The organism is Nostoc sp. (assembly GCF_054880495.1).
Genome location: NZ_JBTYKD010000357.1, coordinates 1 through 16,802, shown reverse-complemented (window position 1 = coordinate 16,802; position 16,802 = coordinate 1). Strand labels below are relative to the sequence as shown.

Annotated in this window: 17 protein-coding genes and 3 pseudogenes; 3 read left to right on the top strand and 17 right to left on the bottom strand. The window is 42.4% G+C overall.

Translation table 11 applies throughout. The features are described 5' to 3' along the window. Positions 1-537: 537 nt before the first annotated feature. The 10 genes and pseudogenes from ACYTXL_RS30220 to ACYTXL_RS30175 all read right to left on the bottom strand — a co-directional run bounded on the left by ACYTXL_RS30220 (position 538) and on the right by ACYTXL_RS30175 (position 10,810). Entirely contained in the window at positions 538-1,557 is a 1,020-nt protein-coding gene (locus ACYTXL_RS30220) for an iron-siderophore ABC transporter substrate-binding protein (RefSeq protein ID WP_461927859.1), read from the bottom strand. A 173-nt stretch (positions 1,558-1,730) separates the two neighbouring features. Beyond that, a complete protein-coding gene (locus ACYTXL_RS30215) occupies positions 1,731-2,522 on the bottom strand; it encodes an ABC transporter ATP-binding protein (protein WP_461927858.1) in 792 nt (263 codons plus the stop codon). Between the two features lie 139 nt (positions 2,523-2,661). Then, positions 2,662-3,522, bottom strand: coding sequence for a CDP-diacylglycerol diphosphatase (locus tag ACYTXL_RS30210; protein ID WP_461927857.1), 861 nt, complete (start codon positions 3,520-3,522; stop codon positions 2,662-2,664). Between the two features lie 259 nt (positions 3,523-3,781). Next, positions 3,782-4,822: a FecCD family ABC transporter permease gene (locus ACYTXL_RS30205; protein ID WP_461927856.1), complete on the bottom strand. Its 1,041-nt coding sequence runs from the start codon at positions 4,820-4,822 to the stop codon at positions 3,782-3,784. Then, complete coding sequence (locus ACYTXL_RS30200) at positions 4,819-5,838, bottom strand: FecCD family ABC transporter permease (protein WP_461927855.1); 1,020 nt, start codon at positions 5,836-5,838, stop codon at positions 4,819-4,821. The genes ACYTXL_RS30205 and ACYTXL_RS30200 overlap by 4 nt, the downstream gene beginning before the upstream one ends. A gap of 136 nt (positions 5,839-5,974) precedes the next feature. Beyond that, entirely contained in the window at positions 5,975-6,865 is an 891-nt protein-coding gene (locus ACYTXL_RS30195; RefSeq protein WP_461927854.1) for an iron-siderophore ABC transporter substrate-binding protein, read from the bottom strand. Between the two features lie 242 nt (positions 6,866-7,107). Then, a pseudogene (locus ACYTXL_RS30190) lies at positions 7,108-7,374 on the bottom strand (alpha/beta hydrolase); the annotation flags it as partial. 92 nt (positions 7,375-7,466) lie between these two features. After that, positions 7,467-10,181 (bottom strand): TonB-dependent siderophore receptor, encoded by a 2,715-nt coding sequence (locus tag ACYTXL_RS30185; RefSeq protein ID WP_461927853.1) that lies wholly within the window; start codon positions 10,179-10,181, stop codon positions 7,467-7,469. Between the two features lie 149 nt (positions 10,182-10,330). Next, complete coding sequence (locus ACYTXL_RS30180; RefSeq protein WP_461927852.1) at positions 10,331-10,522, bottom strand: hypothetical protein; 192 nt, start codon at positions 10,520-10,522, stop codon at positions 10,331-10,333. A gap of 57 nt (positions 10,523-10,579) precedes the next feature. Continuing rightward, the gene (locus ACYTXL_RS30175; RefSeq protein WP_461927851.1) at positions 10,580-10,810 is read right to left on the bottom strand and encodes a hypothetical protein; all 231 of its coding nucleotides are present in this window, start codon (positions 10,808-10,810) and stop codon (positions 10,580-10,582) included. A gap of 199 nt (positions 10,811-11,009) precedes the next feature. Between ACYTXL_RS30175 and ACYTXL_RS30170 the strand changes: the two genes are divergently transcribed. Both ACYTXL_RS30170 and ACYTXL_RS30165 read left to right on the top strand, forming a co-directional pair. Beyond that, positions 11,010-11,171, top strand: a complete 162-nt coding sequence (locus ACYTXL_RS30170; RefSeq protein ID WP_461927850.1) for a hypothetical protein — start codon at positions 11,010-11,012, stop codon at positions 11,169-11,171. 42 nt (positions 11,172-11,213) lie between these two features. Then, complete coding sequence (locus ACYTXL_RS30165; RefSeq protein WP_461927849.1) at positions 11,214-11,498, top strand: hypothetical protein; 285 nt, start codon at positions 11,214-11,216, stop codon at positions 11,496-11,498. Between the two features lie 115 nt (positions 11,499-11,613). On the opposite strand, the pseudogene ACYTXL_RS30160 reads toward ACYTXL_RS30165, so the two are convergent. From ACYTXL_RS30160 to ACYTXL_RS30140, 5 genes and pseudogenes are all read right to left on the bottom strand, one after another. Then, a pseudogene (locus tag ACYTXL_RS30160) lies at positions 11,614-11,739 on the bottom strand (cytochrome c oxidase subunit 3); the annotation flags it as partial. Positions 11,740-11,763: 24 nt separating this feature from the next. Next, positions 11,764-12,270, bottom strand: a complete 507-nt coding sequence (locus ACYTXL_RS30155; RefSeq protein WP_461927848.1) for a phosphate-starvation-inducible PsiE family protein — start codon at positions 12,268-12,270, stop codon at positions 11,764-11,766. Between the two features lie 136 nt (positions 12,271-12,406). Beyond that, on the bottom strand, positions 12,407-12,637 hold the full coding sequence (locus ACYTXL_RS30150) for a hypothetical protein (protein ID WP_334847270.1): 231 nt from the start codon (positions 12,635-12,637) through the stop codon (positions 12,407-12,409). Between the two features lie 333 nt (positions 12,638-12,970). Beyond that, a complete protein-coding gene (locus ACYTXL_RS30145; RefSeq protein WP_461927847.1) occupies positions 12,971-13,792 on the bottom strand; it encodes an NADPH-dependent oxidoreductase in 822 nt (273 codons plus the stop codon). Positions 13,793-13,958: 166 nt separating this feature from the next. Continuing rightward, positions 13,959-14,636 (bottom strand): 2OG-Fe(II) oxygenase, encoded by a 678-nt coding sequence (locus ACYTXL_RS30140; RefSeq protein ID WP_461927846.1) that lies wholly within the window; start codon positions 14,634-14,636, stop codon positions 13,959-13,961. On the opposite strand from ACYTXL_RS30140, the gene ACYTXL_RS30135 reads away from it, so the two are divergent. After that, positions 14,635-14,805 carry a hypothetical protein gene (locus ACYTXL_RS30135; protein WP_461927845.1) on the top strand — a complete coding sequence of 57 codons (171 nt, stop codon included), beginning with the start codon at positions 14,635-14,637 and terminating at the stop codon, positions 14,803-14,805. The two genes, ACYTXL_RS30140 and ACYTXL_RS30135, sit on opposite strands and share 2 nt — an antisense overlap. 216 nt (positions 14,806-15,021) lie before the next feature. Here the strand turns inward: ACYTXL_RS30135 and ACYTXL_RS30130 are convergent. Then, positions 15,022-15,162: pseudogene (locus tag ACYTXL_RS30130) on the bottom strand (CopG family transcriptional regulator); the annotation flags it as partial. A gap of 118 nt (positions 15,163-15,280) precedes the next feature. Then, entirely contained in the window at positions 15,281-16,399 is a 1,119-nt protein-coding gene (gene nifV, locus ACYTXL_RS30125; protein WP_461927860.1) for a homocitrate synthase, read from the bottom strand. Between the last annotated feature and the right edge of the window lie 403 nt (positions 16,400-16,802).

Below are 16,802 nucleotides of genomic sequence, written 5' to 3'. Positions count from 1 at the left end.
TTTGCTTGTTGAGAGTTAGATTGAATATAGGAATCATATTTGATTTCTGAAAAAATCTCGGTAGTAATGTTGCAAAAAAAAAATTGTAGGTTGGGGAGCCACTGCGTTGCGCGGGTTTCCCGCGTTGTAGCAAGTGGCGTTGGAGGCTTTGCGTAACCCAACATCTTGATAATCAGTTGGGTTGCGCTCCGCTCCACCCAACCTACGTCTACGTCTAATGCACTATTTTAGCCTAGAGGGTCCACTACGTGCATTTCAAAAATCAAATACTAGTCCTATATCATTTAATAGAAGTAATCGACTTGTTTTTAGTTGCTAATCTTATATGTTGCACTAGTTGATTTATGGCAATTTTTGGAAGTAGGTTATTTTAATGCGGTATGAATAACAATTATGTTGGCAAATAAAAGCAGTATGCTAATAAGCATAAAAAAGAATATAATTACATCCTGTTTGCCTTTTCCCGTGTGGACTTGAGATTGACAACTCGAAAATTAACCACCAATTAAAATGATCTTACGCTTTTGCACCCTTTATTCATTTACTGTTAGTTCCTTCCACTGGGTGCAAAATATAAGTAAATAAATCATTAATAACTCGATTAGCTGATAGATAGCTACCAGTGAGCCAATAAAAATCATCAACTACATAAACTTTACCCTGTCTGACAACATTTAGCTTTGACCACAGAGGTTCTGCCATGAGTTTATGGACAGCAATCTTTGACTGTGCAGGGTCTTTGAAGCCGTAGCGCACTATAAATAGGATATCCCCATCTAGCTGGGTGAGGACTTCTGAAGATATATTGTAGCCAACGGGGTTGCCTGCTTTCTTTTGAGTTGCTTTAGCATCCAGATTTTGCGAAGGAGGACGGATTAGACCAGCATCCTCTATGATCACTCCAGAGAATGCACCTTTGGTTAACGGGTTAATTGTCTCTGGGATGAGGCGCACGACGGAAACTAAAGTTTTTTTGAGTCGGGAACCCATCTTTTGTTTGAATTCAGCTAAACGTATGTTGTAATCGTCCATCAGACGTTTTGCTGTCTCGGTTTTCCCCAGAGCTTTTGCTGCTGGCATAAACGGTTGTTTCCAGTCTCCATTGCTTTGCACCTTAAGCAGAACGGTGGGTGCAATATGAGACCATAAACTGTAAGTATCCCGGTTCCGAGTCGTGCCCAAGATCAAGTCTGGCTTGAGAGTTATAACCTTCTCCATATTCGGCGGCGTCAGAAGCGCGCCAATGTCTTCAATGCCGGGGTGCTTATCCTCTAACCCTAGCCCCTGGAGAGTTGAAGCCAGACCTGGAGCACCCACCAGATTGGCTCCCAGAGCTAGAGGTATTTCCACTAGCCACGGATCTATGACAACGACTCGTTGAGGATGGACGGGAACTAGAGTCTGACCCATTGCGTGTTTGACTACGTGGACGGGCACAGGTAATGTTTGACTTGAGGGAACGACGGCTATATCACGGGTCGGTAATTGACGACTAAAGGAACTGCAAGCAGAAATCACCAAGAGCGTCAGCAGCACAAAAAAGCAGAACTTAGGCATATTGACAAAGTGAAGAATTATAGAGGTTATGTAGAGCGATCGCCTATTGGCTGTGCAAGAGGTTGTGTTGCAAAAAATTGTATAAATTAGAACTAGTTATGCAGCTACTGTTAAAATTTGAGCAACAAATTTCACTTGAGTACTAATGTTCTCTACCTCAAAACGCTGTGTCATCATTTCTTTCCTAAAGGTAAACACAAAGGTGTCCCTGTTACTGGATCTGGTATAATTCGACAAGCTAATCCAAACACCTCCTGCACCATTTCTTCTGTCATCACATCTGCTGGAGTTCCATAAGCCATAACAGCGCCATCACGTAAAGCTACTAGCTGATGAGCATAACGACACGCCTGATTCAGGTCATGCAACACCATAACAATTGTTCGTCCCTCAAGTTGATTCAAATCCCACAGTAACTCCAGCACTTCCACTTGATGAGCTAAATCTAAGAAAGTTGTCGGTTCATCTAATAGTAGAATCTGCGTATCTTGCGCTAAAGTCATGGCTATCCAAGCACGTTGCTTCTGTCCGCCAGAAAGGGTATCTACGGCTCTATGGGCTAATTCGTTGAGGTCTGTAGTTGTTAGTGCTTTGCGGACTTGACGTTCATCTTCAGTTGTCCAAGATTGCAGCCAACTTTTTTGATATGGATAACGACCTTGTGCTACCAAATCTCGCACAGTCAATCCTTCTGGTGCAACTGGCCCTTGAGGAAGAATACCGAGTTGTTGTGCAACTTTGGTCGTTGACTGTCGAAAAATATCAGCACCATTAATATATACAGTACCAATATGGGGTTTGAGTAATCTAGCTAAACCCCGAAGTAGAGTAGATTTACCGCAGCCATTCGGGCCAACTAGAGCAGTAATTTGTCCTGTGGGAATTAACAGGTTAAGACCGGATATGATGGGTTTACCATCGTAAGCGAGGCTCAGATGTTGGGTTTCAAGGACTGTGTTCTCCATAGGGCTTTCTGATTCTTGGATAATTAATTGGTCTGAAAGTTTGTAATGGCGTGTGTGGACGCTTTGCGGCTTCTGGTGGCGGATGGCTTTCTTTTTTTAACTGTGGAGTCATCACATACCAAAGGTTTCCTTCCCTCAGCTATTTTTGAGTACTACAGTCTTCGTCAAGTAATCTTGATGCAACTGCATTATAGCCGCTTTGGGTGTCACTTTCAGTCTTCAAGATGTAAAATCCCCCCTGTTTCCTTCCTACTACAGCAATACTTTGCTGTCCCATTTTTATTGCGCCTACAAATTTTTTTACAAGGAGGAAAGGGTTATTAGAATTACTAAGAGAGTCATTGGCTAGCAGTCTTACACTGTAATTATTACCTTCTAGATTGACATATTTTTTGAATTGAAATCTGTCCGTAATCTCACGAGTTTTTTCAGCTTTATAAAGCTCATCACTGACTGTTTTCTTAATACAAGACATATGAATGTGTAATTGATCTTGATGACGACCTTGTTTTGAATTAATAGCTAATCCAATTTGCTCTGGGTATTTTACCTGAGGTGCTTTTGAGCGGATGTAGTCTTTATCTGTGGCTTTTTTCCATGCATACTGCCAATAATTTCGGGAATTTAACCGCGATATTTGAGGATCTTCTATACCTGAAATTTTATCAGTTGGGAGTAATAAATAGTGAACTGGAGTACTGCCGTTTGCCACAACATACTTATTGTCAATATCGACATATACACATGGAGATGATTTCTGTAGCTCTCGCTGATTTGTAGTACATTCCTGAACTTTTTGCCAAAGCAAATCTCGGCGCTTATTATCAATCATTTGTGAATTTGAAATAGTAGTTAAGCTCAGTTCTGTAAAAGAAGTTAACAAGATAATAAACAAGTATTTAGCTCTGTACTTTCTAATATTAAACTTGCCTTGATTCCTCAAAAATGAATAAATGATACATCTACAGTAAATTAATTTTGAGAATAAATTACTTTTCATTGAATAATTTTGGTTAACTGTACCACAACACAATTTTGGACTGTATCACGACGACCGTATTATTTCAACCTACATTCCGCAGATTAGATCCACTTCTGAATAATTTAGAGAAAATCTCAATGTCGCCCTCAATTTAAAAAACCTATTTGATGTTGAGTATATAGAGACTGCGCGCAGTAATTTACAACTTTATCCAGGTACCCCATTTACAGTTGAGTTCACAGTAGGATGGAAGTTTTGAAAACTCTTCCGTTCCTCATCATCTTTGCCGTCTTTGATGCAGTAAATAGATAAAATAAGGCGCTCCTAAGGCAGCAGTTAGTAAACCACATGGCAATTCTGTCGGAGAAAATAAAGTCCTACCCAAAAAATCAGCTGCTGCTACCAACAATCCTCCTATTAAGGCAGCAACTGGTAGTAAATTTTTATGTATTGGCCCCACAAGTCTACGTGCCAAATGGGGAGCCATTAATCCAACGAAGCCAATTGTACCGGCGATCGCCACACTTGACCCAGCTAGCGCCACACTCACTAACAATAATTTGCTTCTTTGCCATGTGACTCGGCTACCGAGTCCTTTAGCTACTGCATCACCCAGTTGCAAAGTATCAAGTTCTCGCGTCAGCAGTAAAGCAAAGGGAACGAAGATAACTATCCAAGGTAGCAGTTGCCAGACTTGCTCCCAACTTTTACCAGCCACACTACCCGCCAACCAAACCAATGCTCTACTAACGTCGTTAATTTTACCGAAAGTCAACATTAATGTAGTGAAAGCTCCCATAATTGCTGCAAGTGCTACTCCTACTAAAACTAAGCGCAGAGGTGATTTTTCTCCCGTCCCAGCTAGCAAGTAGATCAGACAGCCTACAACAAAAGCACCACCAAAGGCAGCTACGGGCAAATACATAGTGGATACTGCCGGAAATAATACAATCAAAGTCACCGCCGCTAAGGCTGCACCGGCATTTACCCCAACGATGCCAGGGTCAGCTAAAGGATTACGTGTCAATCCTTGTAAAATTGCACCCGCAGTTGCCAAGCCGACTCCTACCAACCAGGAGATTAACACTCTCGGTAAACGCAGGGTAACAACAACAAAGGCAGATTCTGGGTCTTGAGTTGGTAAACCAAGAACAGCTTTCACTATATCTGCTGGCGGCACAGGGTAATTTCCCAAACTGAGGCTGATCCCCAAGATAGCGAGGGTGAATAATAGCAGTAGTAAGAATACTCTAGTTACAGGCAAATTGCCGAGTATTGAATTTGGAATTTGGAATCTGGAATTTGGAATTGTTGTCATCCTCTGTTCACCCGCCAACGCACTAAATACAACAAAAAGGGCGCACCCAAAAGGGCTGTCATCACGCCAACAGGCAATTCTTGGGGTCTAATTAACCAACGGGCTGCTAAATCTGCCCATACTAGTAAACCTGCACCAAAGACAGCTGCACAAGGCAATACCCAACGATAATCAACACCCATTACTCCCCGCGCCAGATGGGGAACTAGCAGACCGACAAAGCCTATAGGCCCTGCTAGTGCGACTGCGCTCCCTGCCAATATGACAACGCTCGATGCTGTTGCCAACTTGATCCAACCTGTTTGCTGACCTAAGCCTGTGGCTACCGATTCTCCTAAACTGAGGACGTTGATTTGTCTACTCAAGGCAAAAGCTGTTAATAATCCTACTATCATCCAGGGCAGCACAGTTAGAAATAGATTGAAGTCTCGTCCAGCCAGAGAACCTGCTAGCCAGAAGCGGACTTCTTCAAGAGTGCGATCGCTTAAAATCAGTACGCCTGTGGTAATTGAAGATAGCAAGGCAGTTAAAGCTGCACCAGCAATAGTCAGATTCAATGGTGTTGAGCCTCCTTGTCCCAGAGAACCAAGGGAGTAAACTGTTAAGGCTGCTATTAAGGCTCCAACAAATGCTACAAGGGTAATCAGGGCTGGTGAAGATGTACCCAAGCCAAAAACCACTGTCACCACTGCTAAGGCTGCACCTGCATTGATCCCCAAGATTCCTGGTGCAGCTAAGGGATTTTGAGTCAGTCCTTGCATTAATGCCCCAGCTATAGCCAAACTAGCACCGACCATACTTGCAATCAGTGTACGCGGTAGGCGCATCGACCGGATAATTATGTGTTCGGTAGAGTCATCATAGTTAGTGAATGCAGTAAGTATTTTGGCAATGGGAATGTCAGCTGCACCGTAAGAAATGCTGGCGAAAATACCTAACAATACCACTAAGATACCTATACCTAAGCTGAAAATGCGGATATAGTATTTTTCAGGGTGAGAAATATTTGTGTTCATTGATTTATGACAAGAGTTAACTTCATACCTCTGCTTTTCCTAAATTTTAAGCATAATTACTAATTGACAAAAGTAAGGTTATCTTAATCTCTCACAGATGACTAAAGACTCGTGGGATCGCGCCAAAAAAAAGATGTTACGCTTTTGCAAGCTTTATTCCTTTACTCCTGGTTTCTTCCAGTGGGTGCAAAATATAAGTAAATAAATCATCAAGAACTCGATTGGCTGATATATAGCTACTACCTTGCCAATAAAATCCACTAATTACATGAAATTTACCCTGCTTAACAACTTTAAGCTTTGACCATAGAGGTTCTACCATGAATTGATGCACAGCATTATTGGCTTCGGTAGGGTCTTTGAAGCCGAAGAGCGGTATAAATAGGACATTCCCATCGATCTGGGCGAGGATCTCTGAAGATATATTGTAACTAATGGGGCTGCCCCATTTCTTTTGAGTTGCTATGGCATCCAGATTTTGCAAAGGAGGACGGATTAGACCAGCATCCTCTATAATCACTCCAGAGAATGCACCCTTGGTTAACAGGTTAATCGTCTGTGGCATCAGGCGCACGACGGAAACTACAGTCTTTTTGAGTTGGGAACCCATCTTTTGTTTGAACTCGGTTAAGCGTGCGTTATAATTTTCCACTAAACGTTTTGCTGTCTCGGTTTTCCCCAAAGCTTTTGCTGCTGGCATAAATGGCTGTTTCCAATCTCCACTGTTTTCTATCTTGAGTAGAATAGTGGGTGCAATGTGAGACCATAAACTGTAAGCTTCCCGGTTTCGCTTCGTGCCTAAGATCAAGTCTGGCTTAACAACCATGACTTTCTCTATGTTGGGTGTAAGAAGCGCACCAATGTCTTCAATACCAGGGTGTTTATTTGCTAATCCTATCCCTTCGAGAGTTTTAGCCGGATCTGGAACACCCACCACGTTGAATCCTAGAGCTAGAGGTATTTCTACAATCCACGGGTCTAAAACGACGACTCGTTGAGGATGGGTAGGAATTAGAGTTTGACCCATTAAATGTTGGACTGCGTGCAGAGCTACAGGTGATGTTCGACTTGAGGAAACAACGTTTATGTTGCGGCTCGTTAATTGACGACCAAAGGAACTGCAAGCAGAAACCACTAGGAGCGTAAGCAGCACAACAAAACAGAACTTAGGAATATACAAGAGTGAAGAAGACACAGGTTATGGTAGAGCGATCGCATCTTAGTTGTGTAACAGGAAGAAGGAATATATACGTCTTAAAAGAATACTTGTTAATTTGTAAAATTTTGAAAACCTAGTTGAGATGTCAGCATTGATTGTAGATGATATGGTTGCCAAAAGCTCAACATTTGTTCGCAGACTTTTTGAGGATAAAAGTAGTGAAAAAAATGATAACCTTTGGGACATTCCCAGAGATGATCTTCAGGCTTAAAGCCTTTTAACCAGCCTTTTAATGCAGGTGAATTAACAATGATATCGTTCTTGCTCCCACATACCATCATCGGCATAGAAACCCTGCCTTTAGGTAACTCAATTAACTCAACATCGGTATCATCAGACATAAATACTCTCAAACATCAAAATTTGGAAATAATCAATTTTTCAAGCGTGTCATTCCACTATTGCTCTGTCAAAACTCCCAACTTACTGTTCCCTGCACCGTAAATGGGTCTTCAGGATAAACAAGTTGGATAGTTCGAGGGGTGAAGTACTGAACATCGGACAGATTCTTCAGGTTAAGCGCGAAGCGAAGGTGATTTATTCGATAGTAGACAGCAGCATCAAGGCGTAAATAACTGGGTACACTAAACGAGTTGTTCAAATCTCCCTGCCGTTCGCCGACATAGAACAAACCCAGTCCAAACCCTAACCCTTGCAAATTCCCCTTGGCAAAGGTGTAAGTCGTCCACAAACTCGCGCTATTCTTAGGAACGTTCACTAGTTGATTGCCAATAATAGATTGAATGTCTTTTGTTACTTGTCCATCCGTATAGGCATAGGAGGCAATCACATTCCAGCCTGGTAAGATTTCCCCGGTAACATTGAGTTCAATACCTCGGCTGCGTTGTTCCCCTGTTGCAATAGAGTAGGTGAGATGATTAGGGTCAGTTGTCAATACATTGGATAGAGTCAGTTGATACAAAGCCAGGGTAGAAGACAGCTTGCCACTGAAGAAATCAGTTTTAACTCCCACTTCATATTGAGTGCCACGACTGGGTTGAAATAAACTACCATCAAACGTGGTTCCAATATTTTGGGAGAAGGATTGACTGTAGCTAGCATAGAGTGAGATGGGTTGGATAGGTTGATAGACAAGACCTACACGAGGACTAAATGCCTGGTCAGGTTGACTTCGATTGGCACTTGCATTTAAAAAGTTGGTAACGCTACTCTGGACAAAATCTCCTCGTCCACCGAGGACTAACTTCAAGTTAGGAGCAAGGGTTACTAAATCTTGAACATAAAGACCGATATCATCATTTACCGTTTTTTGATTAAGTGTAGAAGTAACAGCACCAATGGGCTGACCATAGACGGGGTTGAATACATCTATAGAACCAATTCTACTCATAGTCCGATTGTAAATATTGAGTTCTCTGTACAAGTCAAAGCCTGCGACTAATTCATTCTGAAGACCACCGATTTTAAATTTACCTGTCACATGATGATCTAGAGCATACTCGTTATCCACAGATGGTCCTCCTATATCGGTTTGCTCTGAGCGTCTCAGAGTCCGACCATCGGGTTGTAGAGCGACAGAATTGGCACTATCTCTTAGAAAGCCAACAAACCTAACCTTAAAAGCATTCACCCAAGACCAGTTATCATTAAAGCGATGTTCCAAGTTATAGCCCAACAGAACAGAGGTAGTATCGTTTTTGGCATTCACATCCAATGTGTTAAGACTGAGCGGAATCTTTCCGTTTGGGTTCGACAAAACAGTTCCTACAGCAGGTAGTCCTGTTCTCGGAAACTGCTGCTGGTATCGGAACTCTGTCTCAAAAGTGACTTTTGTATTGGGATCTATTTGCCAACTAACAACGGGTGCAATTAGATAACGCTGGGAGTTAAAAAAGTCAACAAAGCTTCCTGTCGTCAGGTAGGAAAGATTTAACCGATAAAGGAGTGTTTTGTCAGAATTAAGAGGCCCAGAAATATCTAAAGTTGGTTGATATAAACTATAACTACCGCCAGTCATACTGGCAGCAAAGTAAGGCTCACTCAGGGGCTGCTTAGTGATAAAATTAATCGTGCCACCTGGATTGCCTTGGCCGTAAAGGACAGAGGCAGGTCCTCGCAGAACCTCTATCCGTTCAATGTCGTTGAGTTGAGTTTGTCCCGTTGTAGCTCCTCCTACATAGTCCTTAAGACCATTGCGAAGGATATTAGTCGTCTGAAAACCCCTAATGGTGAAGACATCACCATTGCTCGGCGAATTAAAACCTTGGATAACACCGACGCTTCTTAAGGCATCAATAGCGTTAATGGCTCCTTGATCCTCCCAACTCTGCCGGGGAACCACTTGAATCGACTGAGGAACATCGCGTAGTGGCGTTGATGTTTTTGTGGCTGTAGTCGTGTTAGGAACGTTATAGCTTCCTTCAGGGGTCCCAATTACATTTAACTCAATGGGTGATTGCTTTTCCGGTGTTGGTGTTGGCTGCTGTGCCCTGGATGCAGTACTTGTCACCCCAAACACTAAACCTTCACTCTGACTATCAAATAACTCCACCACAGGCGCACCCTTTTCCCCAACTACTGTCACCCGTAGCGTGTTAGCGTCCGCATTGGCAACTGTAACTAGTGCAATTCCTGCAACTGGCTTTGATTGTTGAAAATCCCCATTCGCCAATTGCAACTGAGCATTGGGTATATTCACAATGTAGGAATTACCTTCAGTTTTCCCAGAAACGGACAATTTCTCAGAATTGGGCGTAACTAAAATTAACTCTATCCCTTTATTTGTGTTATTCACCTTCACGTCTGTGACTGACATGACGGGAGTTGTGGCTTGAGTTAGTTGAGCGATAAGGTTCTGATCTCTGCTGACCCCCAATACATCTGATCTACCTCTGAGGGAACGTTCTATAGAATTGAGTTGGTGAACTTCTGATATGGGTGTTTGCTCCCCCTTCCCTTTCCAGTTGGTGACTAAAGCAGATTGAACAGAGGTTTTTCTGACTACCGATGCGTAGGCGTAGCCCGCCGCAGGCATCGCTTCTTTATTAACTGGGGACTGTGCAAGAGTTGGCTCTTGATTGACTAGGTTACTACCAAAACCGACGCAAACACTCGTTACCAAACTTAGCAAACACCCATTGCACACACCCTGATAATTGATCATTCCACTTTCCTACCAATCTTTATGCCAATATTATGCCAATATTCTTTACTTTCGCAAGTAAGACTTACATTGCGAAGTATAAGCAAGATTGAGTAGGAAATCAAGCATTTATGTTGTTTTCCAGACAATTATCATGATGACAAAGATTATTAACAAGATGCTGATATCTGAATTTTTACCCCGTGTGGCGTTACTTTAGAGGAACTTGACCTAAAGAACAAATGTCCCGGTATGGCTTTAGACCGCTTGGTTTGAGTCGTTATGACGTAGTTTAGAGATGCTTGCTGGAATGCGATCGCAGTCTTTGAGCAACTGCGATCGCAACGGGTTCGTGTGTCCACGATGGATTTAAGAATAGCAACGGTCGGTATCCAGGTAGCCCTAGATATTAAAGGAGGCTATTCTCCTGGCATCAGTAAGCGGTAAAGGAAGTTTTTACTTACTTGGTTTTGTCTAGCCATTTCTAGAAGTAGTATATCTCCATTTTTGAGGAGGACGAAAAAGCATTGAGCATCGAGGTAATCATCGTTGTGTAATCCTTCATCAGCTACCTTTGTTTCTTCTACCTCTTCATAGTTCAGGTAATGCTCTTTGTCCTCAACGTCTACTACATTAAATACGATAGGCATTGGCTTTTAAGGTATAAGAGTACATTGTCGAGCATAAATCGTATAGTTGCTCCAAGTCTGTTGGTTTAGTTGCAAAATACAACCCTCCTGAGATGTCTTGGGAGGGTTTGTGATTTCAGTATTCCAAGGGCATCTAATGCGCCTTTGGTATTTTAATTAAGTCAATAACTTCATCAATTGTGCGCGGACGAATGCTGACATGATTCGTGGATATGCTCTGCTATTGGAGATTATTCATAGTTTGGTAACGGCTCCTTTTTTATTATTTAATGCTGGAGCGATTGCACTCTTTGATCAACTGCGATCGCAACGGGTTCGTGTGTCCACGATGGATTTAAGAATAGCAGCATTGCCTCCCTAACTCAGTGGGAAAGTGCTAATATCTGACTGAGCTAAAATAAACGTGTATCATCTCAAAATAAGCGATATAGTTCTGGGCGAAATTTTACCAACCGTCAGTCAACTATCTCATCAAGATAAACTCCGACTGATCCACTTTCTCCTTCTTGCAGTTGCGAAAGAGGAAGGATGTAGCTTAGAAGATACTGAAGAGAGTGATTCAACGAAAGCACTTCTAAATCAACTAGCATCAACTCAAAGAGTTGTCTGGTCTCCTCAAGCAGATCCTGAAGCAATTCAAGCATTGTCAGACCTGCTAGTGGCAGCACAAGGAACCGCCAATACTTGATGGCGATCGCTTTCTGTTCACGGAGCGAACCGATAGTCAAGGGCGATCAAGCGTTATGCCATATTTGCCCCTAACCCTTACCAACGGAAACCGTTCTACAGAAGTGATCGCGCTGCAAACCGTGGAAGCCCGTTAATAAGTAGAATGTGCCACCGAATGTCCCGGAGGTAAAGCCAAACTCCAGGTGGCTCCATTCAATCGCTTGTCCAACTAAAAAATAACTTCCCATTGCGATCGCTAACTAATTTTCAAACAGTATTTTTGATTACAATTCATCAGAAACTAGAGGATTATCAGCCAATAATCCCGTTTTTTCTTTGGTTTCAGTGTGAGGATTTCTGACCTGTTCAAAAAAGTTAGATACCCAAGGTAAAGTCATAAGAATCCCCGTTAATACTACTAAAAATAGTGCGATTCCAAAAATTTGATCACGGGGAATTTCAAGAACACCGCGTAAAATTACTTCTCTTAAAGCAGAAACCATAGTAATCTCTACTGCTGCCGCCACGGATGTCCGTTGTTGTTGTATATGATCAATTAACAGGCGGAATAACTCTACTAAAATCAAAATGAACAAGATATCAGATGTTACTTGCCGCAAATCTAATGGACTCAAAAAGGAGAAGAACATATCTCCTAGTCGGATGAGCATCACACAGAATAAACCAAGGCAGAGAGAAATAATAATAAAATCTTGAAAAAACTCCAGGTTACGTACAATTGTATTTCTTTCTAACCAGTTATTTAAGTTTAAAGTTAGCCCTTTGAGCATCGTATCTCCTAACAGTCTAAATTAATTTATTTCCATAACTGAAATAGTGCTGAGTATTTAGCATCAATTACTCAGCACTGGGAACTGTATTCAATCCCCATTATTTAGTTATGGGGTTCCATTCAGCCTTATTAAACTATTTTGCTCCGTTGGCGTCATGAGGTACGGGTTCTGCGGTTTTCATCTTGGATGCTGCGGTTGTTAAGCTATTCGTAGCCTTGATGATTTCTTGTAAGGTTTCGTTAATCAGTTTTTCATCAGGGGGAGCTTCTAATAAGTAAGTTTCTATGAAAATCTCCACTCGATTCATAATTATTTTGGCTTGAGAGCGTAGTCTGTTGAGGTCTTTAGTAGACAAATTATTCATTGTTTGAAGTCCTTTCTGTTTCGCTGGTTAATTCTACATTTTTGGTCAGCAATTATCATGACAAGAGCGATTCTTACAGTTCAGCCCTTTTTGGAGAGATAAAGCTTGCTGGAATACCCATTAAATCGTTCGCCTGTTGACTGCTTAAATGCCTTGAGTTCCCCAAATTCTTACAAAGGTTTCAAGCAGGAGAATTGCTGTATCTGACAAGTTAGCGAGTCTATTTTAGGATTTACGCATCGAAATAATCTTTTGAGACTGGGTGTAGAGTTTTCAGTCTTTAGCGAAGTAGTAGCGAGGCGGCGTTGCTAGCGAAACAATCGTCATCCTTCTTCAAAGCAACTTGAAGCCGAAGTTATTCAGAGTCTCACGCAAATACTTGCACCCTTTTAAATAGTCTAAAGTGGCGATCCGCTCGGCCGAGTGTTCCGACCAATCAACAGAGACATTCATCTTTTGTTCAGTGTAGAATTCTTTCATGATATCGTTATAGTGAGCGATCGCATCATCTTGCTCTGCTAATTTATAAGTTTCCCGGTGGAATACAACTGGCTGGGGTAGACGCGGCTTAATAGCAGGTTGTACTTCAGGATTAGGATAACCCACACACAACCCGAACACAGGGAACACGAAAGGTGGCAAATTTAGTAGTGTTGCAACCTCTTGCGTGCTTTTGCGGATTGCGCCCATATATACCGTTCCCAAACCAATAGATTCAGCAGCTACAGTCGCATTTTGGGCTGCAACTGAAGCATCTACTATTGCTTTAACCAACAGTTCTGTGTAATCCAGAGCAACATGAGGTAGTCCACGAGTATCAGCAATATGAGCCAGACGACCTAAATCTGCTAACCAAACTAAGAATACAGGAGCCTGGTTAATCCATACTTGGTTATTAGCCAGCTTGCATAATTCTGCTTTGCGTTCTTGATCTTCAATCGCCACCACACTCCAGGTTTGCATATTAGCTGAACTAGGAGCAGATTGAGCAGCAGCAACTAGCCATTCTAGGGTTCCTGGTGCTAAAGGGTCAGATAGATAAGACCGAACTGAACGGTGAGCTAGTAGCGTTTCTAGAGAGTCGTTCCAGTCAATTTCGTAATTGAAGGGAATCTCACCGTAGCGCGATCGCAATAGTTCTGTAGGATTAGTCATGGTTAACTCTTGAACTTGAACGTTTTTTTCCGATTTTAGAGGGATTACCAACAAGGAGAAACAAGGAACACAAGGAAGAACCAGAAAATCAGGTGGCTGATTTTCTGATAAAAGTAGAGAGAAAATACTTGAGTGCTTAGTAGCTAGGTTTTTCTGAAATCTGAAGTTAGGCGACATTCCGAAAAAAAGCAACTCTTAAAGCTAGCCGAGACTCCGATACAGGGGAAGTAAGCGGAGTTACCATATGCCAAGAATTGTCAGAACGTGCGATCGCAACTGAGGAATCACTAAGGGGTAGAATATCTTGGAAGGCAGATTCCGGCTGGGAGTCTTTGAGAATTCGCAAACAGCCTCCCCAGTCTATAGACCATTGTTGATTGAAAAATAGCAGATGAGTTAAAACTTTGTTCGACTCGTCTGTATGAGGGTGATGCAAGTGTCCTGAGTTATACCGACGAAATCCAATATCCATTACACAGTCTTTTAGTTCCAACCCAGACATTTCAGCTATTGCTGCGCGGTAAGAATCTGTCCACAGTCCTTCTATCAACTGTCGCCAAACTTTACTCAGGTGTCTCAAGTCATAAGTAAGTCTGCCTTGTGCCATCCGCTCTCGCCAGCGATTATCCCTAGATTTGAGCATCAAGGAAATATCCTCGCTAGTGGCAAGCATCTTTCCCCAAGAGTATCCGTATCCCTCTCCCTCTGACAGACGAAACTCTTCGTGGGGAAAACTCGCAGTTAGTTCTAAGCTTGCTTCTGGTGAAAGCAGGTTTTTGATCAAAGCCCAATTGTATGGGACTTTTTGCATTGCTGTGGCACGAATGGAATCAAAATTAAGCATGGTAGAAAAAAATGCTTTACTAAAATTAACCAATCCTGACTACCCTGGATATCAAGTGGCATTGAAGCATCAACAATCGATTTACCTCTGCATCAAAAAGTTTGGCTCAAGCCGCAGAAGTTTCATCGCCGGAACACTTAGGAGTCGTTCCAATCAATTTCGTAATTGAAAGGAATTTCACGCGATCGCAATAATTTTGTAGGATTTGTCATAGTCAACTTTTGAACTTGAACGCTTTTTTACAATTTCAGAGGGATTACTAACCCCATTACAAATTTGTTTGGCTACAAGACAACTGGCTTTAGCGATAGCGATTCTTCAACACTGCTCAAAGTAGGTCAATATCAATCTCCCCAGAATCAAACTGCTTTCCCTGCTGTTTAAGTGATTGTCCTTGGAGACTACGCAATAGGGAGCGCAAAACATCAGTTTTAGTGCGTTGGAACTGCTTGCAGTACTGCTCTAGAAGTTGCAGTTCTTCTGGAGACAATTGAAAAGTGATCCATCCTTGCTCTTTTCTCGCCATAGCTATTACCAATAATATTGGTAATATTTTAACAGTTGGTACAATAATTGCCCTCGTTAAGCAGAGACAGAATTGTTATGCATTCTTAACCTTCTCCATTCCCCATTCCCCATTAAGTTCACCTTTGGGGAACAAAACTCAGGAGTTCTTCAACCGTGAGACTACGCTTAACTTTTACTGACTCATGCTTTACAGCATCCAGCACTGATTGAATTTCTGGCTGACTGAGGGTGATTCCATGTTCTTGCAACACACTGAATATCAGATGCCGACCGGAATGTTTGCCTACTACCAAGCGACGTTCCCAGCCAACATCTTCCGGCGCAAAGGGTTCGTAAGTACCGGGATTTTGCAACACACCGTGAGCATGAATGCCCGACTCGTGTGCAAAAGTATTTTCACCCACGATCGCTTTCCAGGGAGGAACCGGCCAATTTGCAGCTTTCGCAACTAACCGTGATAGTTCCAATAACCGTTTTGTATTAATGCCCGTTGGGATGCTGTAGAGGTGTTTCAGTGCCATCACTATTTCTTCCAACGCCGCATTACCTGCGCGTTCGCCAATTCCATTTACCGTGGTATTAACTGATAGCGCCCCTGCTTCAATACCAGCTAGGGAGTTGGCCATTGCTAGTCCAAAATCATTATGCGTGTGCATTTCTATGGGAATGAATAGATGATGCACCAGGGAGCGAACTTTGCTGTAAGTGTTCAAAGGATCGAGAATTCCTACAGTGTCACAAAAGCGAAAGCGGAAAGCTCCCAACTCTTGAGCATAATACGCCACATCCAGTAGAAAAGATGGATCGGCTCTGGAAGAATCTTCTCCGCCAACAGATACAGCTAAACCGCGATCGCAAGCAAAATTAATCGCATCCCGCAGAAGATCCAGCATTACCTGCTGCTTACCCCCAAACTTGGCGGCAATCTGAATTTCTGAGATAGGAACGGAAATATGCACCCGTTGCAAACCACAATCTATAGATGCCTGGATATCGGACAATTTCGCACGGTTCCAGCCAAGTAATTGGGCATTTAATCCCAGATTAGCGATCGCTCGAATCGATTCTGCTTCTTCTTGTCCCATTGCCGGAACGCCAATTTCCAATTCTGGAACACCAATGGCATCAAGAAAAGTGGCGATCGCAATTTTTTCTTCAACATTAAAGGCTACACCTGCGGCTTGTTCGCCATCTCGCAAGGTTGTATCGTTAATGTGAACGGGATGTTTATTCATCGTGAAGTCATGATTCATCATTGGCTAAATTGTTGGGTGATTTTGATTTGCTTGAGTAAGTAAGTGGGTCAAATTAAATATGAAACCTTACTCTGCCTCCGGCTTCCCTCTCCGAACTCACGGAGAGGGATTGAGGGTGAGGTTTTATCTTATATTTAATTGTGCCTTCCTACTTAATTCGTAATTGAAAGACAGAGCAGCTAACTTGAGTTGTGGAAACTAAAAGGCATATTCCTTAGTCATAGGGTAACAATTACGAATTACGAATTACCTAGCTTACTTCTCACCTTCTCTACGAGACGCTACGCGAATGGCGAGTATTACGAATTATGAAATATTTGCTACAACTTCCCCAATATTGCTAGTGTCATACCCGCCGAGAATCTCTAATTGCGATCGCACT